12 protein-coding genes and 1 pseudogene are annotated in these 20,849 nt (G+C 70.1%); 6 read left to right on the forward strand and 7 right to left on the reverse strand.

Translation table 11 applies throughout. The features are described 5' to 3' along the window. Positions 1 to 108: 108 nt before the first annotated feature. Entirely contained in the window at positions 109 to 1,176 is a 1,068-nt protein-coding gene (locus ACNYS0_RS11340; protein ID WP_422472909.1) for a PP2C family protein-serine/threonine phosphatase, read from the reverse strand. A 270-nt stretch (positions 1,177 to 1,446) separates the two neighbouring features. Here ACNYS0_RS11340 and ACNYS0_RS11345 point away from each other — a divergent pair, with 270 nt between their 5' ends. Next, positions 1,447 to 5,304 carry a GH92 family glycosyl hydrolase gene (locus ACNYS0_RS11345; RefSeq protein WP_422472910.1) on the forward strand — a complete coding sequence of 1,286 codons (3,858 nt, stop codon included), beginning with the start codon at positions 1,447 to 1,449 and terminating at the stop codon, positions 5,302 to 5,304. A 33-nt stretch (positions 5,305 to 5,337) separates the two neighbouring features. Here ACNYS0_RS11345 and ACNYS0_RS11350 read toward each other — a convergent pair whose 3' ends face one another. The 4 genes and pseudogenes from ACNYS0_RS11350 to ACNYS0_RS11365 form a co-directional block, all read right to left on the reverse strand. After that, positions 5,338 to 6,858, reverse strand: a complete 1,521-nt coding sequence (locus ACNYS0_RS11350) for an ABC transporter substrate-binding protein (protein WP_422472912.1) — start codon at positions 6,856 to 6,858, stop codon at positions 5,338 to 5,340. Next, positions 6,858 to 9,017 carry an ATP-binding protein gene (locus ACNYS0_RS11355; protein ID WP_422472914.1) on the reverse strand — a complete coding sequence of 720 codons (2,160 nt, stop codon included), beginning with the start codon at positions 9,015 to 9,017 and terminating at the stop codon, positions 6,858 to 6,860. Before ACNYS0_RS11355 ends, ACNYS0_RS11350 begins: the two co-directional genes overlap by 1 nt. A gap of 106 nt (positions 9,018 to 9,123) precedes the next feature. Further along, on the reverse strand, positions 9,124 to 12,312 hold the full coding sequence (locus ACNYS0_RS11360) for an NACHT domain-containing protein (RefSeq protein ID WP_422472916.1): 3,189 nt from the start codon (positions 12,310 to 12,312) through the stop codon (positions 9,124 to 9,126). 79 nt (positions 12,313 to 12,391) lie between these two features. Continuing rightward, positions 12,392 to 12,769 (reverse strand): annotated as a pseudogene (locus tag ACNYS0_RS11365) (ATP-binding protein); the annotation flags it as partial. Positions 12,770 to 12,912: 143 nt separating this feature from the next. Here ACNYS0_RS11365 and ACNYS0_RS11370 point away from each other — a divergent pair. From ACNYS0_RS11370 to ACNYS0_RS11385, 4 genes are all read left to right on the forward strand, one after another. After that, the gene (locus ACNYS0_RS11370; protein ID WP_422472918.1) at positions 12,913 to 13,698 is read left to right on the forward strand and encodes a helix-turn-helix domain-containing protein; all 786 of its coding nucleotides are present in this window, start codon (positions 12,913 to 12,915) and stop codon (positions 13,696 to 13,698) included. After that, the gene (locus ACNYS0_RS11375; protein ID WP_422472920.1) at positions 13,695 to 13,877 is read left to right on the forward strand and encodes a DUF397 domain-containing protein; all 183 of its coding nucleotides are present in this window, start codon (positions 13,695 to 13,697) and stop codon (positions 13,875 to 13,877) included. The genes ACNYS0_RS11370 and ACNYS0_RS11375 overlap by 4 nt, the downstream gene beginning before the upstream one ends. Before the next feature lie 92 nt (positions 13,878 to 13,969). After that, positions 13,970 to 14,878, forward strand: coding sequence for a phosphotransferase (locus ACNYS0_RS11380; protein WP_422472922.1), 909 nt, complete (start codon positions 13,970 to 13,972; stop codon positions 14,876 to 14,878). 48 nt (positions 14,879 to 14,926) lie between these two features. After that, complete coding sequence (locus ACNYS0_RS11385) at positions 14,927 to 15,451, forward strand: hypothetical protein (RefSeq protein ID WP_422472924.1); 525 nt, start codon at positions 14,927 to 14,929, stop codon at positions 15,449 to 15,451. 66 nt (positions 15,452 to 15,517) lie between these two features. Here the strand turns inward: ACNYS0_RS11385 and acnA are convergent, their stop codons facing one another. Continuing rightward, a complete protein-coding gene (gene acnA / locus ACNYS0_RS11390) occupies positions 15,518 to 18,232 on the reverse strand; it encodes an aconitate hydratase AcnA (protein WP_422410709.1) in 2,715 nt (904 codons plus the stop codon). Positions 18,233 to 18,503: 271 nt separating this feature from the next. On the opposite strand from acnA, the gene ACNYS0_RS11395 reads away from it, so the two are divergent. Continuing rightward, on the forward strand, positions 18,504 to 20,033 hold the full coding sequence (locus ACNYS0_RS11395; protein ID WP_422472926.1) for a helix-turn-helix domain-containing protein: 1,530 nt from the start codon (positions 18,504 to 18,506) through the stop codon (positions 20,031 to 20,033). 95 nt (positions 20,034 to 20,128) lie between these two features. Here ACNYS0_RS11395 and ACNYS0_RS11400 read toward each other — a convergent pair whose 3' ends face one another. Beyond that, positions 20,129 to 20,788 (reverse strand): MSMEG_1061 family FMN-dependent PPOX-type flavoprotein, encoded by a 660-nt coding sequence (locus ACNYS0_RS11400; RefSeq protein WP_422472928.1) that lies wholly within the window; start codon positions 20,786 to 20,788, stop codon positions 20,129 to 20,131. Between the last annotated feature and the right edge of the window lie 61 nt (positions 20,789 to 20,849).

Below are 20,849 nucleotides of genomic sequence, written 5' to 3' on the forward strand. Positions count from 1 at the left end.
GAGTTGAGACCTCCCGGAAATACGTCGCACGAGCGACGAACCGATCTTTCCAACTTCCTTGTCTACAAAGGGTGTAGTGCGGCGACGTAGCGGAACCGCGCGGGCCGCTTACTCCGATACCGCGTTGTATTCCATGAGCAGCAGAGCGGAATCGTCGTCGACGCCGGAGTCCGTGTGCATCTGCACATCTCCGCGCAACCGCACGAGGCAGTCGTCGAGGGAATCGCCGCGCAGCAAGGAAACGCGCTGGACGAGCGGATAGAAGGCGTCCTCCGCGTCGCGGGCCTCGGCGAGCCCGTCGGTGTAGAGCAGCACCCGGTCGCCGTCCGCGAGGTCGACGCGGCTCGGCTCCGGCGGATCGGACCCCAGCCAGTCGAGCCCGAACGGCAGGGCGGGGCACGGCGGATGGGCCAGCTCATGGCTGCCGTCGGCCCGTACGACGAGCGGCGGCGGGTGCCCGAACGAGAGCAGCGTCAGCCGCCCCGCCCGGTCGAGTTCGGCGAGGACCGCGGTGACGAACTGCTCGTCGACACCCCTGCGACCCAGCGCCCCGGACATCTTGGCCGCGACCTCGTCCAGGTCGTCGGAGTCGTGTGCGCTCATGCGAAAGGCGCTGAGCATGACGGTGGCCGTGCGCACCGCACCGAGCCCCTTGCCCTGTACGTCGCCGATGACGGCGCGGACGCGACCGTCGTGCGCCGGGACCACCTCGTAGAAGTCGCCGCCGATCCGGGCGTCCTCGGTGGCGGAGACGTAGGAGGCGGCGATCCGGGCGGGGGCGGTGTCCTGCGGCACCGGCGCGAGGATCACGCTCTGCACGAACTCGGAGATCAGCCGGTGCCGGGTCGCCCGCCGCTCGTGCTGCACGCGCGCGTGCGCGGCGACGGCGGAGGCGGCGGTCACCGCGGCCACGCTGATGAGGGCCACCACGCCGCGCCGCGTGAAGAGCAGGTCGTCGTACGCGGCCACGGCCGCACACAGCAGCAGCGCGACGAAGCCGCAGGTGATCACCTTGCGGGCCGGGGCGCAGCAGGCGGTGAGCGCGGGGCAGACCGCGAACAGGGGCAGCAGCCCGACCTCAGCGCCGAGCACCACGTCGAGCGCCGCGACACCGACCGCGGCGACGAGGCCGGGACAGATCGCGGTGGACCACGCGGGGAACGCGGGAGCGCGCACGAGGCCTCCTGGGGCCGTCAAAGCAAGGTCCATAAATCAGACCTTTTAGGTTCTTTTGCCAAGATTTGCCACTGTACATCGGCGATTCGACCGACCGGCCGGGCGATCACAGCCCGTCGAGCGGGGCGCACGCGGCGTGTCGGGCCCGCCCGCCCCGCCCGAAGCGCGGAAAGGGTTCAACACCCTTGACACCACCGGGCACTTGAGCCCCTACTGGACTCTGCTCAGCAACTGACAACGTTGTCCAGCAGCGGGAGGGTGAGCCCCTTTATGCGAGGCAGATCCAGACACAGACTCGGTGGTACGGCCGCGCTGGGCGCGGCCGTACTCGTGCTCACGGCGGCGGGCCAGGGACTCACCCCTGCCACCACCGCCCACGCCGCCGGGGGAAAGCCGGAGTTCCGCTCCTCCTTCGAGGCCGGTCAGCCCGCCCCCGACTGGCTGAACACGGTCGACACCGACGCCGACGGGAAGAAGCGGGCGAGCGGCGTCGACGGCGCGTACAGCAGTGGCATGCCGGGCAATGTGAACGGCCATGTCACCGACGTCCGGGCCAGCGACGAGAACCAGGGTGGCGGTGAGACCAAGGAGAACCTCGTCGACGGCGAGCCGACGACGAAGTGGCTGGCGTTCACGCCGACCGCCTGGGTCGAGTTCGACCTCGACGAGCCGGTCAAGATCTCCAAGTACGCGCTCACGTCGGCCAACGACCACGACGAGCGGGACCCGAAGGACTGGACCCTGAAGGGGTCGGCCGACGGCAAGGAGTGGAAGACGCTCGACTCCCGCTCCGGCGAGACGTTCGACAAGCGTCAGCAGCTGAAGTCGTACGACATCCAGAGCCCGGCGGAGTACGCCCACTTCCGCGTCGAGTTCACGAAGAACAACGGTGCGAGCGACGCCACGCAGCTCGCCGACCTCCAGCTCTCGACGGGCGATGCCTCCACCCCGGCCCCCGAGGACATGCTCTCGCTCGTGGACCGCGGACCGACGGCCTCGCCGACCGCCAAGGCGGGCGTCGGCTTCACCGGGACGCGCGCGCTGCGCTACGCGGGCAGCCACAAGGGCGAAGGACACGCCTACTCGTACAACAAGGTCTTCGACGTCGACGTGGCGGTGGCCAAGGACACCGAGCTGGCGTACAAGATCTTCCCGTCGATGGCGGACGGCGACCGCGACTACGACGCCACGAACGTCTCCGTGGACCTCGCCTTCACCGACGGCACGTACCTGAGCGACCTCAAGGCCGTCGACTCCTACGGCGGGCTGCTCACGCCACAGGGGCAGGGCGCGGCCAAGCGTCTCTACGTGAACCAGTGGAACGCCGTGAAGTCCGGGATCGGGTCCGTCGCGGCCGGCAAGACGGTCGACCGGGTCCTCGTCGCGTACGACTCCCCCAAGGGGCCGACGAAGTTCCGCGGCTGGCTCGACGACATCAGCATCGCGAAGGCCCGACCCGCCAAGCCCAAGGCGCACTTGAGCGACTACGCGTCGACGACCCGGGGCACGAACTCCACGGGCGGCTTCTCGCGCGGCAACACCTTCCCGGCGACGGCCGTCCCGCACGGCTTCAACTTCTGGACGCCGGTCACCAACGCGGGCTCGCTGAGCTGGCTGTACGACTACGCGCGCGACAACAACGCGGACAACCTGCCCACCCTTGAGGCGTTCTCGGCGAGCCATGAGCCGAGTCCGTGGATGGGTGACCGGCAGACGTTCCAGGTGATGCCTTCGGCGAAGGCGGGCGACGCGCTGGACACCTCGCGCTCGGGGCGCGCGCTGCCGTTCAAGCACGACGACGAGACGGCGACGCCCTCGTACTACGGCGTGAAGTTCCAGAACGGCGTGAAGGCCGAGATGACGCCGACCGACCATGCGGCGGCGCTGCGCTTCAGCTACCCGGACGACGACGCGAGCGTGGTCTTCGACAACGTCTCCGACCAGGGCGGTCTCACGCTCGACAAGGAGAACGGGGTCGTCACCGGCTACTCGGACGTGAAGTCGGGCCTGTCGGCGGGTGCCACCCGGCTGTTCGTCTACGGGACCTTCGACAAGCCGGTGAAGGACGCCGAATCGGCGGGCGTGAAGGGGCACTTCACGTTCGACGCGGGCAAGGACCGCACGGTGACGCTGCGCCTGGCCACGTCCCTCATCAGCATCGATCAGGCGAAGGACAACCTGGCGCAGGAGCTTCCGGCGAACCGCTCGTTCTCCGCCGTACGCGACGCCGCGCGTGCCCAGTGGGACACGCTGATGAAGAAGGTCGAGGTCGAGGGCGCGACGGAGGACCAGCGCACCAGCCTCTACTCCTCGCTGTACCGGCTGTACCTGTACCCCAACTCGGCCTTCGAGAAGGTCCGTTCGCAGGGCGGCGCGGGGAAGGCGACGTACAAGTACGCCTCTCCGTTCTCGCCGATGCCGGGCCCCGACACCCCGACCCACACCGGGGCGAAGATCGTCGAGGGCAAGCCGTACGTGAACAACGGCTTCTGGGACACGTATCGCACGACGTGGCCCGCCTACTCGCTGCTGACGCCGAAGAAGGCGGGTGAGCTGGTCGACGGTTTCGTGCAGCAGTACCGGGACGGCGGCTGGACCTCCCGCTGGTCCTCGCCCGGCTACGCGGACCTGATGACCGGCACCTCGTCCGACGTGGCATTCGCGGACGCGTACGTGAAGGGCGTCGACGACTTCGACGTCGAGTCGGCGTACAAGGCAGCCGTGAAGAACGCGACCGTGGTGGCGCCTTCGGCGGGTGTCGGCCGCAAGGGCATGGAGACGTCCCCGTTCCTCGGCTACACGTCGTCGGACACGCACGAGGGCATGTCGTGGGCCCTTGAGGGCTACCTCAACGACTACGGCATCGCCGAGATGGGACAGAAGCTCTACAAGAAGACCGGCGAGAAGCACTACAAGGAGGAGTCCGAGTACTTCCTGAACCGCGCCCGTGACTACGTCAACATGTTCGACGACAAGGCGGCAGGCGGGAGTTCGAGCCCCGGCTTCTTCCAGGGCAAGGACAAGAATGGCGACTGGCGCGTGAAGTCGGCCGACTTCGACCCGGCGATCTGGGGCTACGACTACACCGAGACCAACGCCTGGGGCTACGCCTTCACCGCCGTCCAGGACAGCCGCGGCCTCGCCAATCTGTACGGCGGCCGGGGCGGACTCGCCAAGAAGCTCGACACGTACTTCGACACTCCGGAGACCGGTTCCGCCGATGTCGCGGGCTCGTACGGCGGCGTCATCCACGAGATGACCGAGGCGCGCGATGTGCGGATGGGCATGTACGGGCACTCGAACCAGGTCGCACACCACGTCACGTACATGTACGACGCGGCGGGTCAGCCGTGGAAGACGCAGGAGAAGGTCCGCGAGGTCATGTCGCGGCTCTACACCGGCAGCGAGATCGGGCAGGGCTACCACGGCGACGAGGACAACGGCGAGCAGTCGGCCTGGTACCTGTTCTCCTCGCTGGGCTTCTACCCGCTGGTCATGGGCAGCGGCGAATACGCCATCGGCTCACCGCAGTTCACGAAGATGACGCTGCATCTGGACGGGGGCAAGGACCTCGTCGTCAAGGCGCCGAAGAACAGCGCGAAGAACATCTACGTGCAGGGCGTGAAGGTCAACGGCAAGACGTGGAACAAGACGTCGCTGCCGCACTCGGCCATCGCCAAGGGCGGCGTCATCGAGTTCGCGATGGGCGACAAGCCGTCGAAGTGGGGCACGGGCGCGGGAGCCGCGCCGACGTCCATCACGAACGACGACAAGGTGCCCGCGCCGCGCTCCGACGCGATCACGGGAACGGGCGCGCTCTTCGACAACTCCTCGGCGACGTCCGCGAGTACGGAGTCGGTGGAGCTGCCAGTCGGGGCGGACGGCGCGAAGGCGATCCAGTACACGCTGACGTCCGAGGACAAGGCGAAGGCGCCGAAGGGCTGGCGCCTTGAGGCCTCGGACGACGGCAAGGACTGGAAGACCGTCGACGAACGCTCCGGCGAGTCCTTCGCCTGGGACAAGCAGACGCGGGCGTTCTCCGTACCGTCCCCGGCGGCGCACAAGCACTACCGGCTGGTGTTCACCGGCGGCGCGGCGACGGTGGCGGAGGTGGAACTGCTGTCCTGACCCGGTCCCGGGTGACGTGCCGCGCGCGGCACGTCACCCGGGACAGTCCCCGCTGTCGTACGTGCGGTACAGCGGCAGCTTGCGGTCGTGGGGCTTGGCGGGGAACTCGACGACCGGGACCGGCTTGCACGTCGACCACCGGTTGTGGGTGCCCTGGCCGGCGAAGCCGTACGTCCCCGTGGCCCCCTGGAGCATGCCCGCGCTGTTGACGGTGGACTGCGACAGCGTCGTGTAGAGCTCCTGCCGGGTCGGGAGCAGCTCGGTGTTCTTGCCCTGGTTCATCTCGGCGAAGGTCCGCTTCGTCGCCTCGGTGAGCAGCCGCAGGCCGTCGTAGTACGAGGCGGCATAGCCGTCCGCCAGGGGCTTCTCGCCGAGGGTATGGGCGGTCCTGAGCTTGTTGAACTGGTCGAGGAAGTCGTCGACGCCCGCGGGGCGGTCCGTGGAGCCCTGCTTCTCCCAGCGCGGGTCGAAGGAGGCCGCGTCGACGATCGTGGCGTGCGCCTTGTCCAGGTCGCGCTTCACTTCCGGCCTGGTGAGGGTGGGCTCCAGGCCGATGCCGGTCTTCATGATGCGCAGCGGTCCCTCGCGCTCGCAGCTTCCCGCGTCGGAGAGGGCGTCGATGAATCCCGGGAGGTCCTGGTCGCGGCCTGCGAAGAAGACCGTGTCGGTGCCCTCGCTACAGATCTTGTTGACCGCGTCGACGAAGATGCCCGGCTCGCCCTCGTCGCTGCCGGAGGAACCGGTGAAGAGGGACGAGCTGGTGGTGAGGCCGTAGCCCTTGCCGAAGCGCTGCTCGAGGGTCGTCGTCAGATCCTTCGCATACACGTCACCGGTGTGCCGGTCGAGGAGCAGCAGCCCCTTCTTCTTCCCCTGCGGGTAGGCGTCGAGGTAGTGCTTCAGGGCGTTCGCGAATTCCTTGTCGTCCGGCGAGGTCTTGAAGAAGTAGTCGAAGTTCATCGACGAGGCATTGATCACGGGCCCCACCGTGGGGATCTTGCGTGCGGTCAGGTCGCGGAGCGCGTCCTTGGTGTCCGTCTGGCTGCTGGGGATGCCGGTGACGCCGACGAGAGGGTGCTTCCCGTCGGCGGCCAGGTCGCCCAACTGCCGTACCACCGGCTCCCATTGGTCGAGCTGCTGGCCGATCGGGGCGAGCATCAGCTGGACCTGCGGGCCGCCCGACCCCGCGTTCGCCTCCTTGAGCGCGGCGAGGGAGCCGGCGAGCGCGCGGCGGATCATGTCGCCGGTCATCGCGCTCTTGTCCCCCGAGGTGAAGGCCATCATCAGGGCGACGCGGACGTACGGGGTGCCGCTTTCGGAGGCGACCTGGTCGTTCTCGTCGGCGATGGCGTCGAGGAGCGAGCCGATGTCGGGGTCCGCCTCGAAGGACTGCGTGGTCACGCCGATGCACTGGCCGTCGATGTCGCTCAGCCCGTCGTCGCATCTGCGCAGCAGCTTCGAGCCGCCGTAGATCCCGCCCGCGACGAGCGCGAGGACGACCAGCACCGCGACGCACCAGTCCAGCGGCCCCCACTCCCTGATCCTGCTGCCGAACATCAGCCTCCCTCCACGGAGTTGGTGCTTGCGGGGACCGGCAGTTCCTGCCTCTTGCGGGCGGCCGTCGGCCAGTCGCGGGCCGCCTGCCCGAGGGCCGCGTACCAGGTCGGGTGGCGTCGTGCGAGGAAGCCGAGCTCCTCCCCCACCGCACGGCACATCCGGTCGGCGTCCGGGTCGAGCGCTGCGTCGGCGTACGGCTCGGAGAGGTACCACAGGGCGTGCAGCAGGCGGTTGATGCTGCGGCCCGAGGGGTCGAGGTCCGCGTAGCGGGCGGCGTGCTCGCCGTCCGCGATCTCGACGCGCTGGTCGCGCCAGCTCTCGTCGGCAGGCGGCACGGGCGCGCTCGCGCACCGCTTGAGGCACAGCAGCCAGTGCTCGACGCTCTGCTCGGCCTCCTCGGCGTCGAACTCGTCGGCGAGCATCGCGACGACCTGCCGGGGGTTTCCGGCGGCGAGGTTGTGGCGCAGGGCGTCGGCCTCCTCGGTCTCGGCGCGCTGGACGTGGTGCAGGTGCAGGAAGGCATGGATGGAGCGCCAGCTGTGCGGCTCGTCGCCCTGCGGCAGGGTGCGCCGTGCCTCGTGGACGAGGAGGGTGCGCAGCAGCCCGCTGGTGACCAGCGGGCTCTCGGCGTCCGGGAGTTCCTGCCACTTGCGCTCGACGAGGTACTGCGCGGCGGCCGTGGCGGGCAGTTGCTCGGGGCCGACCAGGCCGAGGTCCTGGGCGAGCGCCTCGGCCGCCTTGGAGTCCCTGGCGAGGCAGAGCTTGACGAGGCGGTCGCGCTGCCTGCGGTCGGGCAGCAGGTCCCGCAGCAGCACCTCGGTGACGGCGCGGCCGCCCTCGACGCGCAGGTCCAGGAGGTCGCGCGGGACGACGGTGCGGTTCTGCCGGGCGGTCTCGACGGCGGCGTCGGCGAGGACGGTGCTGGCCGAGGGGTGGCCGCCGGTGAGCGCGTGCAGCGCGGAGGCGAGGTGCGGGTGGAGCAGCCGCGAGGACGCCCTGTCGAGCATGGACAGGATGTCGTCCCTGGTCAGCGGGGTGAGCGGGAGGACGAGGAGGCCCTCGGACGGCTCGTGCCCGGTCCGCTTCCACAGGGTGGCGGCGTGTCCGGGGCGTCTGACGCCGCCGGGCGGCAGCAGGTCGACGAGTTCCCGGCGCACGGCGTGCGGCGCGTCCTCGCGCGGCAGGTCGCCGAGCCGGGTGGCGACGACCACGATCCGGTCGTCGTACTTGCGGTTCCCCAGGGACCGCTGCTCCAGGAGGAGTTCGAGGAACCGGGCGCCCGCCGGGGTGTGCGCGTCGTCGAGCAGGATCAGCGGCCAGGGCTCACGGTTGAGCCGGCGCACCAGGCCGTGCGCGTGGGCCGTCTCCTCCAGGAAGGCGGCGGTCAGGGCCTGTTCGGCGGCGTGCAGGTAGTCGCCGCCGCGGTGGAAGCGGCGGGACAGCAGCCACAGCGGGTCCTCCTGCGCGATGGTGCCGTCGGGCGTGGTGTGCCGCTGCCGGAACCAGGCGCGGGAGGCGGTGAGCGGCATCCTGGCGGCGAGCTGGCGCAGCACGGCGGCGGTGACGGGCTGTGTCCCGTCCGGGTCGTCGGGGTCGCCGTTGCGGGCGGCGGCCTCGCTGAGCGAGGTCTCGACCTGGGTGGCCCAGTCGCGGGCGACCTCCCGCTCGGTGCCGCGCGCGAGTCCGCTCGCGATGAGCATCCGGGCGTGCCTGCGGCACACCTCGTCGCGCTCGTCGGTCTGCCCCAGGTGCCAGCCCGACACCGCGAACAGGGCGGGCATCAGCGTGCGGAAGGTGCCGTACGCGGGGGTGAGCGCGCACACGAGGCGTTCCAGGATCTCGGCGGGCGACGCGGCGGTCTGCGGCGGCACGCTGCCCTCGGGGACCTCCTCGGCGAGGCCGGATGCGGCAGGTGAGCCCGGCACGACGGCACGCACGTGGGCGAGCGGGAGGCGGCCCCGGTAGCCGCGGGCGAGGGCGTCGAGGAGGGCGCTGCGTCCGGTACCGTGCTCGCCGGTGAGCAGCACGACGGGCACGTCGGACCCGAATTCCCGCTTGGCGCGGGCGCGTTCGTGGAACGCAAGCCCGGTGAGCGAGGGAACGAGCGATCCCACCAGGGGTTCGCGCCCGTACAGAAAGGGCGCCTTGGGCCGGGCCATCTTCGGCTGTCCTGCTTCCCTAGGGATCGTCAACTTCTTTGTGAACCCCAGAACTTACCGGTGGCGCCGATCTCTTGCCAGATGGTCCGCAAGGCCGCGGACCTCTTCACGGTTGCGGATAAATCTCCAGCTCGGCACCCTCGGGCAGCTCTTCGGCGCCCTGGACGACGCCGCCCGGGTAGGCGATCCGGACCCGGCGCAGCGACGTGATGCCCTTGAGCGGGGAGAGGTCGATGTCGCCGCCCTGCGTCACATGCAGCTCCTCGAGTCCTTGCAGGCGACGGGACATGCGCCGCAGTTGCAGCGGGGTGCCCTGCTGGGCGTAGACGAAGAGTTTGGTCAGTTGCGGGATCTGGCTGGCCGGGTTGAACAGGAGCGTGCTGAGCTGCTCGGCGGACAGGCAGAGCGTGCGCAGCGCGGGCAGGCGGCCGAGCAGCCCGCCCCAGCCGTCGGGGAGCAGCCGGCTGCTCGCGTCCTGGAGGTGCAGTTCCTCCAGGGCCACGCACCGGGTGATCTCGGAGAGGTCAGAGGTGCCGGGCGGCAGCGACAGCATCCTGAGCCGGCCGGGCCTGGGCAGTTCGCCGACGCCGCGCCAGGGGACGCCCGCGCCGATGTGCAGGGTTTCGAGCCGCGCGCACTGGTCGAGCTGCTCCAGCGGTTCGAACTGCGGCACGTTCTCCAGGACGAGGCTGCGCAACCGGGGCAGGCCCGTGAGCGGTTCCGGGTCCTTGACGTTGCGGCAGCCCTGGAGGGTGAGGCTCTCCAGGTGCTGGAAGTCGTGCAGCAGGGAGAGGTCGTCGATCCCCAGCGCGCCGCGCAGCCGCAGTTCGCGCAGGTGCTCGGGGGACAGGGCGGCGCGGACGGCATCGGGGTCGAAGTCGCCGTGGATGCCGACGCGCTCGCAGCCGGGCAGCCGGGACAGGGCGTCGAGTTCGGCGCGGGAGCGGACGGTGACGGGTTCGCCGGGCGCGCGTTCGAGGAGCGGGGCGATGATCTCGCGGGCGTACGTCTCAGTGTCGAAGCGGTCCCAGTGGCCGAGGAGCTGGGCGCGCACGGTGGACTGCGAGGTGGTGAGGAACTCGCGCAGCCGCGGGATGGCCGCGTCGCCGCCGATCTGGCAGATGGCGTGCGCGGTCGCCAGCTCGGCGTCCCCGTCCAGCTCGTCGGCCCTCGGGAGCAGCCCGAGGAGCAGCGGTCCGGTGCGCGCGAGGACGCGGGCCTGGCGCAGGCTGCGCGGCGGGAGCATGCTCGCGGCCTCGGCCTCGATGGTCTGACGTACGACGGGTTCCAGCCGGGTGGCCTGTTCGAGGGAGGCGAGCGCCAGGAGGCGGATCCTGGCCTGGACGGTCACGTCCTTCTCGCGCTTTCCGCGGTCGCTCAGGCGCATCAGCAGGTCGGCCCGCCCGTTGTGATCGGCTTGCGCGACGGCCATCTGCACCACGTCCTCCCACTGGTCCATGTGAGCGTGTTTCACCAGCATGCCGAAGTCACGGTCCTCAAGAACAGCCTTGGCACCCAGGTAGTCCTGAAACGTACGATGAATGAAGTCCACGGTGCCCGGCGCGGGCTCGCGGAGCAGCCCGGAGCGCTCCAGCAGGTACTCAAGGGCGTGCTCGGGTCCGCCCAGCCGTTCCAGGCTCGGCACCTGCGGCTGGAGTCTGCGCAGCTCATGGATGGCGTCGTCGCGTTCCATCTGCGTGTCGTCGTTGCGGATCAGCCGGTACGCCAGGCGCTTGAGCGGCTCGGTCGCGGACTCCTCGTCGAGCCGGGGCCGGTCGTCGCCCCGCCCGTACAGGTCCCGCTCCACGTCGCGCCGCTCCAGGAGCATGGACAGGGCCGCCCGGTAGAGGGAGGCCCGGCCGTTCGGCAGGAAGCCCCGGCGTTCGCGGTGCAGGGCGCAGATGAGACTGCACATCAGGGGGTTGGTGGCGAGGCGACTCAGTTCGGGGTTGGAGCGCAGGGATTCGACGAGCTCCTCGGCGAGCCGTTCGGGCGCGTCCGCCGCGATGTGCCACCGCTCGATGAAGCGGCGCAGGTCGGCGGGGCTGAGCGGGTTGAGGCTCAGCTCGTAGAAGCCCTCGCTGCGCAGCCAGCCCGGCTCAAGGGCGGACGGCCGGGTGGTGCACAGCCAGAGGTTGCCCGGGAAGTCGTTCACGAGGTCGCGCAGCCACTGGCGGGCGCGGCGCCGGTCCGCCTTGGGGATCTCGTCGAGACCGTCGACAAGCAGCACCGCGCGGCCGTTCTGGAGGACGCGGACGGCCCAGCCGTCGGGTTCGCTGCCGCTGAGTCCGCAGCGCATCCACTCCAGGAACTGCTCCGGCATGGGCAGTTCGGCCCCCTGCCGGGCGAGGGTGCGCAGCGGCAGCACGAACGGGACCCGCCCGATCAGCTGCGGGAGCGCGACGGGCACGGCCTCCTGCCGTGCGGTGGTCAGGGCGAGCCACTGCACGAGCGTCGTCTTGCCGGTCCCGGCGAGGCCGTGCAGCACGATCTTGCCGCGCCCGGCGAGCGCGGTCTCGACGCTCTCCTCGGGCACGGTCTCATAGTCGCCGTCCTCCTCCTCGGCCGCCGCGAGCGGTACGGCGGTGGGGCTCAAGTAGGCGTCGTCGAGCGGCCATTCGGGGCCCGCGGGGTCGCGCAGGTCGACGCCGTAGATGGTGAGCCGCCCGTGCCGTTTGACGACATAGTCGGCGTACGCCTCTTCGAAGCGGAGGTCGGCGGCCTGGTGGTCCTCGCCGGTAATGATCCGCACCACGCGGTCCAACTGCTCCTTCTGTTCGCGGAGTTGCCGGGAGTTCGACAGCTGGGCGCGGGCCTCGAAGCCGGGCCGCTCGGTGAAGAACCGCACGAGGTGCACGCAGGCGGTGACGAGCAGCGCGTCGTGGAAGCGGGCCGCGTCCGCGGTGAGCAGCCCCTTGATGTCCCGCTCCGCCGCGCTGGACAGCGTGGCGGCCAGCTCCTCGGGCCCGAGCAGCACCAGGTCGACGTCGTTCATGTCGAGTTGACCGAGCGCGAAGAGCGTACGGGTCAGGGCCTGACCCACCGCGTCGTGCTCGTCGTCCGGCAGCCTGGCCTCGCGCGGCGGCGCGGCCCGCACGGCGCGGCGCACCAGCTCCCGCGAGAGCCGGTGCATGTCGTCGCGGCTGAGAGCGGGGTGATCGCCCACGAAGGAGAGCAACGACCGTACGCGGATGGGTTTTTCACCGGGGAACTCGGCGCCCGCCGCCTTCGCCGGCGGCAGCACGAACCGCTTCAGCAGCGGCACCACCACCGAGGACGCGAGCTTCAGCCCCATTGCGCCCAGTTCCACCGCTCACCCCCGTCGCCCACGTGTCCTCCACCATACGTGTACGAGGCCGGAGCGACAGGTGCCCGAACTCGCACCACACGATCTTGCCGGGGTCCCGCTCCCCCACGCCCCACGCGTCCGCGAGCGCTTGTACGAGGATCAGTCCGCGGCCACCGTCGTCGGGCCGCACCACGCGCGGCACACCGTTGCCGCTGTCGTGGACCTCGACGCGGAGCGCCTCCTCGGCGGGGAGCAGGCGCAGAAGGTAGCCGCGGCCGGGCGGGACGCCGTGCAGCAGGGCGTTCGTGGCGAGTTCGCTGACACACAGCGTGATGTCGTGCGCCCGGTCGGCGCCCACGCCCCAGTCGGCGAGCGCGGCGCGGGCGAACTCCCGGGCGGCGGGGACGGTTTGACGTTCGCGGCGGAAGAAGCGCTCGCGGGGTTCGTGGTTCACGAGTGGAATGTCGCGGAGAGTGATTGACTGGCGACAGTGAGCCGACCCCGACAGATTTTTTGTCGGGGTCCGAGTGGGGTCAAGAAGGAACGGGGGCGGGGAGATTGCCCGTCATGAGCCCTGCGCAACATCCGCCGAGGAATCCGTCGGCGATGAGGCTGGTCGCCGACCTCGTCGCCCTCTTCCGGAAGGCCGCCGGTTACACCCAGGCGGCGCTCGCGGATCGGCTGATAGTGGCCGAGTCGACGATCGCGGCGATCGAGCAGGCCCGGCGCCCACTGGTGCCGAAGCTGGCGGCGTCGATGGACCAACTCCTGGACACCAAGGGGGCGCTGGCGACGGCCGTCGCGGCGATGCCGGAGGTGGACCAGTTTCCGTTGTGGGCGGAGTCGTACATCCAGCACGAGCGGGAGGCCATCGCCCTGTCGTGGTACGACGCGCTGGTCGTGCCCGGCATCCTCCAGACCGCCGAATACGCCCGGACGCTGCTGGGGCAGCGCGTGCCCGCGTACAGCGAGGACGAGGTCGAGGCGAAGACGGCGGCCCGTGTGGACCGCCAGGTGATCCTTCACCGCAAGGTTCCGCCGACGATGAGCTTCGTGGTGTGGGAGCCAGCGCTGAAGATGGCGTTCGCCGAACCGCTGGTGCGTTCGCAGCAGTTGAGGTCTCTGCGCGAGTGCGCGGACCTGCCTGGCTTGTCGTTCCAGGTGCTGCCGTTGGACGCGCCGGAGAACTCCGGAGATGCGGGCCCGTTCATCCTCCTGGAGACACCGGAACACCAGCACCTCGCCTACACCGAGTCGCAGCGCGGCAGCCAGTGGGTTTCCGACGCCGACGAGGTGTCCATCCTGGCGTGCAAGTATGCGATGCTGCGATCTCAGGCCCTCACCCCGAAAGCCACCAAGGGCCTTCTGGATCGCCTCCTAGGAGAGCCATGAGCACCGCACTTACCTGGTTCAAGTCGAGCTACAGCAGCAGCGAAGGTGGCGCCTGCGTCGAGGTCGCCACTGAACCCACCGCCGTCCACGTCCGTGACTCCAAGAACGCCGACGGCGGCCCGCACTTCACCGTCGCGCCCGAGGCGTGGACCGCGTTCCTCGACGGCGGTCGAGGCTGAAGCCGTTCGGCCTTGACTCCGTCCGGCGGGTCCGGGAGCTGGAAGGTCCCCGGTCGCGGCTCTGGCGCGCCGAGTTCCGCGGCGCCCCGGTGATGGTCAAGCAACTGGTCGACGCCCCGGAGGCCGCCGACCGGTACGCCCGCGAGGTGGCCGCCCTGCGGCTCGCCGCCACCGTGGACCCGCCCGTCGTCCCGCGCCTCCTCGACACCGACCCGGACGAACGCGTACTCGTCCTGGAGTACGTGGAGCACCGGCACCCCGGCCCGGACTGGCGGGTCGACTACGCGGCGACGCTCGCGCGGCTGCACGCGGCGGGGCACACCGCCACGGAGGCCGAGACCCGCGCCCTGCCGGTGTGGGCGGGGCCGACCGGCGACGACGTCGACGCGTTCCTCCGGCTCGCCGCCACGCTCGGCGTACCCGAACCCGGCGGCGTACGAACGGAGTTGGAGGCCCTGGTGGGCCGCCTCGCGGGGGCCGCCAACCGGGCGCTGCTGCACGGCGACCCGTGTCCCGGCAACGATCTGCACGGCGCCGACGGCATACGGTTCATCGACTTCGAGCAGGCCGCACTCGGCGACGGCCTCGTCGAACTCGCCTATCTCCGGATCGGCTTCCCGACCTGCTGGTGCTCCACGTCCCCGCCCCCGGAAGAACTCGCCGAGGCGGAGGCCGCGTACCGGGCGGCGTGGCGGGAGGCCACCGGCACCGAGGTGCGGGGCGAGGTCACGGACGCGTGCGCCGGATGGCTGCTGCGCGGCGACGCGCTGGTGCCGAGGGCGGAGCGCGGCACCGTCGACCACCTGGCCCGCGTGGCGGCCGGCGACTGGGAGTGGGGCACCGCGACGGCCCGGCAGCGCCTCGCGCACCGGCTGGGGATCGTGGCCGACAGCGACGGGCTCCCGGCGCTCGGGCGGCTCGCCGCGGACCTGCGCGCCACCATGCTCACCCGCTGGCCGAAGCTCGCCCCGCTGCCCGCGGAGCGACCGCGCGCATCCTGACGGGCGCCGGGGGTTGCCGCCAACTCCCCTTGGTGCAACGTTGATTACATGCTTACAGCCGAACAGCACGAGAAGTTGCGCGGCTGGTTCGCCGGCCGTCTGCCCGACGGGCTCTTCGACGGGCCCGTCGACATCACCGTGGACCGCGAGGAGATCACCGTCGTCGGGCCCGTCGCCGAGCCGCCCCTCGCCGAGGACGCCTCCGACGCGGAGCGGTCCGCCGCCGTCGAGGGCCGTATCCAGGAATTCCGCGAGCGCACGCGAGAGGACCGCGTCGGCGTCGCACGCGAAGCCGAGCACCGCTTCCGCAAGAAGGTGTCGTGGGGCGTGCGCTGCGGCACCGAGCAGGCTCTGTTCACGCACGTGTCCGCCCCGGTGATGACCCGCCTTCGGCAGCCGGAGCGGCAGGTGCTCGACACGCTGGTCGCCGGGGGCGTGGCGCGGAGCCGAAGCGACGCGCTCGGGTGGTGCGTGCGGCTCGTGCAGCGCCATGCCGACGACTGGCTGAGCGAGCTGAGCGAGTCCCTCGAACAGGTGCGGCGGGTGCGGGCGCAGGGCCCGGACGCCTCCTAGAACGGGCGGAGGGCCGCACCCCCGAACCAGGGGATGCGGCCCTCGACTGCCTTGCGGCCGACCTGCTTACTCGCTGATCAGGCTGCGCAGCACGTACTGAAGGATGCCGCCGTTGCGGTAGTAGTCCGCCTCACCGGGGGTGTCGATGCGGACGACCGCGTCGAACTCGACACCGGTGTCGGTCGTGACCTTCACCGTCGACGGCGTGGTGCCGTTGTTGAGCTCGGTCACGCCGGAGATCGAGAAGGTCTCCTCGCCGGTCAGGCCCAGTGTCTCGGCCGACTGGCCCTCCGGGAACTGGAGCGGCAGGACGCCCATGCCGATGAGGTTCGAGCGGTGGATGCGCTCGTACGACTCGGTGATGACGGCCTTGACGCCGAGGAGCGCGGTGCCCTTGGCGGCCCAGTCACGGGACGAACCGGAGCCGTACTCCTTGCCGCCCAGGATGACGAGCGGGGTGCCCTGCGCCTGGTAGTTCTGCGAGGCGTCGTAGATGAACGACACCGGGGCGTCGGGCTGCGTGAAGTCGCGGGTGTAGCCGCCCTCGGTGCCCGGCGCGATCTGGTTGCGCAGACGGATGTTGGCGAACGTGCCACGGATCATGATCTCGTGGTTGCCGCGGCGCGAGCCGTACGAGTTGAAGTCGCGGCGCTCGACGCCGTGCTCCGACAGGTACTTGCCGGCCGGGGTGTCGGCCTTGATCGCACCGGCCGGGGAGATGTGGTCGGTGGTGACCGAGTCGCCCAGCTTGGCCAGGACGCGGGCGCCGGAGATGTCCTCGACCGGGGCCGGCTGCATCTCCATGCCCTCGAAGTACGGGGGCTTGCGGACGTAGGTCGACTCGCTGTCCCACTCGAAGGTGTTGCCGGTGGGGACCGAGAGGGCCTGCCACTGGGCGTCGCCCGCGAAGACGTCCTGGTAGGACTTGTTGAACATGTCCTCGCCGATGGAGTTGGCGACGACGTCGTTGACCTCGGCCTCCGTCGGCCAGATGTCGGCCAGGTAGACGGGCTTGCCGTCCTGGTCGACGCCGAGGGCGTCCTTGGTGATGTTGACCTTCATCGAACCGGCGATGGCGTACGCGACGACCAGCGGCGGGGACGCCAGGTAGTTCATCTTGACGTCGGGGTTGATGCGGCCCTCGAAGTTCCGGTTGCCGGAGAGGACGGACGTCACGGCCAGGTCGTGGTCGTTGACGGCCTTCGAAACCTCCTCGGGCAGCGGGCCCGAGTTGCCGATGCAGGTGGTGCAGCCGTAGCCGACGAGGTTGAAGCCGACCTTGTCGAGGTACGGGGTGAGACCCGACTTGTCGAAGTAGTCGGTGACGACCTTCGAGCCCGGGGCGAGCGTGGTCTTGACCCACGGCTTGCGGGTCAGGCCCTTCTCGACCGCCTTCTTCGCGACGAGGGCGGCGGCCACCATCACGTACGGGTTCGAGGTGTTGGTGCAGGAGGTGATCGCGGCGACGGTGACGGCGCCGTGGTCCAGCTCGTACGTCGAGCCGTCGGGGGCGGTCACGGTGACCGGGTTCGACGGAACGCCGTTCGTGGCGGCCGGGGCGTCGGACGCGGGGAAGGACTCCTTGCCCGCCTCCTCGTCGTCCGCCACGTAGTTGCGCACGTCCGTCTTGAACTGCTCGGCGGCGTTCGCGAGGACGATGCGGTCCTGCGGGCGCTTCGGACCGGCGATCGACGGGACGACCGTGGAGAGGTCGAGCTCCAGCTTCTCGGAGAAGTCGGGCTCGGCGGCCGGGTCCAGCCAGAGGCCCTGCTCCTTGGCGTAGGCCTCGACGAGCGCGACCTGCTGGGCGTCACGGCCGGTCAGACGCAGGTAGTTCAGCGTCTCGTCGTCGATCGGGAAGATCGCGGCGGTGGAGCCGAACTCCGGCGACATGTTGCCGATGGTGGCGCGGTTCGCGAGCGAGGTGGCGGCGACGCCCTCGCCGTAGAACTCGACGAACTTGCCGACGACGCCGTGCTTGCGCAGCATCTCGGTGATCGTGAGGACCAGGTCGGTGGCGGTGGTGCCGGCCGGCAGCTCGCCGGTCAGCTTGAAGCCGACGACACGCGGGATGAGCATGGAGACCGGCTGGCCGAGCATCGCGGCCTCGGCCTCGATGCCGCCGACGCCCCAGCCCAGGACACCCAGGCCGTTGACCATCGTGGTGTGCGAGTCCGTGCCGACGAGGGTGTCGGGGTAGGCCTGGCCATTGCGGACCATGACCGTACGGGCCAGCTTCTCGATGTTGACCTGGTGCACGATGCCGGTGCCCGGGGGGACGACCTTGAAGTCGTCGAACGCGGTCTGACCCCAGCGCAGGAACTGGTAGCGCTCCTTGTTGCGGCCGTACTCCAGCTCGACGTTCTGACCGAAGGCGTCCTTCGTGCCGAACTTGTCGGCGATGACGGAGTGGTCGATGACCAGCTCGGCCGGGGCCAGCGGGTTGATCTTCGCCGGGTCGCCGCCGAGCTCCTTCACGGCCTCACGCATGGTGGCGAGGTCCACGACGCAGGGCACGCCGGTGAAGTCCTGCATGATCACGCGGGCCGGCGTGAACTGGATCTCCTGGGAGGGCTGGGCCTGGGAGTCCCAGCCGCCGAGCGCACGGATGTGGTCGGCGGTGATGTTCGCGCCGTCCTCGGTGCGGAGCAGGTTCTCCAGAAGGACCTTGAGGCTGTAGGGAAGGCGAGCAGAGCCCTCGACCTTGTCCAGCCTGAAGATCTCGTACGACTCGTCGCCCACCTGCAGCGAGGCTCGGGCGTCGAAGCTGTTCGCCGACACGACAGTCTCCTTCAGTGCATTCAGTACCGGACCGCGGAAATGAGTGAGGTAAGGTAACCCTTACCTCGCCCGACCGGGCCTCCTTGGCGCGCCTTCGCGCGGATATCTCGATGTCGAGATAACCCTAGTACATCGCCCGGCATTGCCAGCAAGGGGCACCCTCGTGCGCGTACCCACACCCGGGCTCTTCACCTCTCCCCCCATCCTCGGCGTCCGGCGGCCGCCACGCCCCTCGAGATGCGGCATCTCATATCTGAGATAACCTGCCGCCATGGCAGACGACTACCTCGAACGCATCGGCAAGCTCATCCGCGACGCCCGCCAGCACCGGGGCTGGACCCAGTCGCAGCTTGCGGAGGCGCTCGGCACCAGCCAGAGCGCAGTGAACCGCATCGAGCGCGGCAACCAAAACATCAGCCTTGAGATGATCGCTCGAATTGGCGAAGCCCTCGACAGTGAAATCGTCTCCCTCGGGTACGCGGGACCGATGCATCTGCGCGTGGTCGGCGGGCGCCGGCTGTCGGGTTCCATCGAAGTGAAGACCAGCAAGAACGCGTGTGTGGCGCTGCTGTGCGCCTCGCTGCTCAACAAGGGCCGCACCGTGCTCCGCCGTGTCGCGCGCATCGAGGAGGTGTACCGCCTTCTGGAGGTACTCGGCTCGATCGGCGTACGCGCCCGCTGGATCAACGACGGCGCGGACCTGGAGATCGTGCCGCCCGCCGAGCTCGACATGAACGCGATCGACGCGGACGCCGCCCGCCGCACCCGGTCGATCATCATGTTCCTCGGCCCGCTGCTGCACCGCCTGGACCGCTTCAAGCTGCCCTACGCGGGCGGCTGCGACCTCGGCACCCGCACCATCGAGCCGCACATGATCGCGCTGCGCCGCTTCGGCCTCGACATCACGGCGACCGAGGGCCTCTACCACGCGGAGGTCCACCCGGACGTCGCGCCGGACCGCCCCATCGTGCTGACCGAGCGCGGCGACACCGTGACGGAGAACGCGCTGCTCGCCGCCGCCCGCGCCGAGGGCACGACGATCATCCGCAACGCGTCGTCGAACTACATGGTCCAGGACCTGTGCTTCTTCCTGGAGGCGCTGGGCGTGCAGGTCGAGGGCGTCGGCACGACGACGCTCACCGTGCACGGCGTCCCGCACATCGACGTCGACGTGGACTACTCGCCGTCCGAGGACCCGGTCGAGGCGATGAGCCTGCTGACCGCGGCCGTCGTCACGCAGTCCGAACTCACCGTCAAGCGCGTGCCGATCGAGTTCCTGGAGATCGAGCTGGCGGTCCTGGAGGAGATGGGCCTCGACCACGACCGTTCGGCGGAGTACCCGGCGGACAACGGCCGCACGCGCCTGATCGACCTGACGGTCCGCCCGTCGAAGCTCGAAGCCCCGATCGACAAGATCCACCCGATGCCGTTCCCGGGCCTGAACATCGACAACGTGCCGTTCTTCGCGGCCATCGCGGCATCCGCCCAGGGCAAGACCCTGATCCACGACTGGGTCTACGACAACCGGGCGATCTACCTGACCGACCTCAACCGGCTCGGCGGACGCCTCCAGCTCCTCGACCCGCACCGCGTCCTCGTCGAGGGCCCGACCCGCTGGCGGCACGCCGAGATGATGTGCCCGCCGGCCCTGCGCCCCGCCGTGGTCGTGCTGCTCGCGATGATGGCGGCCGAGGGCACGTCGGTGCTGCGCAACGTGTACGTGATCAACCGCGGCTACGAGGACCTGGCGGAGCGGCTCAACTCCGTCGGGGCGCAGATCGAGACGTTCCGGGACATCTGATCCCTTGCGGTCCCGAGTGGCTCGCCCGGCAGGTCGGCAGGGCGGCAGGTCGGCGAAACAGCCGGCCTGCCGTCCTCCGGCCACCGACCGCCCGGCTACTCGTACCGGTACTTCAGCGATTCCGCCTCGGTCCGCTCGACATCGGCGATCGTCAGCTCCGGCATCCGCATCTGGGCCAGCGTCACCTCGGCCGAGCTCGGCTGGGCGTCCGCCGGCAGCCACTGCTCCGGCTTCCAGGCCCCACTGCGCAGCAGCGACTTGGGGCAGTGCGGGTAGACCTCCTCGATCCCCACCACCAGCGCACTGGCCGGCGGCTTGCCCACGGCGGTGAGCTGCGACAGCAGCTCCGGCCGGGTGGAGACGCAGGCCCGGCCGCTCACTCTGAGCGTCGTGGTGCGCCCCGGGACGATGAACAGCAGCCCGGCCCGGCCGGTGGCGATCACGTTCTGAAGGGTGTCCAGACGCTTGTTGCCGGTCGCGTCCGGTATCGCCACCGTCCGCGAGTCCAGGACGGACACGAATCCGGCGGGGCCGCCGCGCGGGGAGACGTCACAGTTGCCCTGGGCGTCCGCGCTGGCGATCATGACCAGCGCCGACAGACCGATCAACCGCCTCGTCTGGTCGGTGAGTTCGTCCATCTGCTTGCGCACGGCCGCGTCGCTGGGGAGCGCGTAGGCCTGACGCAGGGTCTCCTCATCGGGAACGGCGTCGGCGCGGAGTGATTCGAAGGTGCTGAGTGCGGGGTGTGGGGTCATGGAGGCAGTCATGTGCCTGATCACATCAGGCCGTTCGCCCACCGCGCGAGGGATTTGACGT

Origin of the sequence: Streptomyces anthophorae, from assembly GCF_049310305.1 — a bacterium.
Classification (GTDB): domain Bacteria; phylum Actinomycetota; class Actinomycetes; order Streptomycetales; family Streptomycetaceae; genus Streptomyces.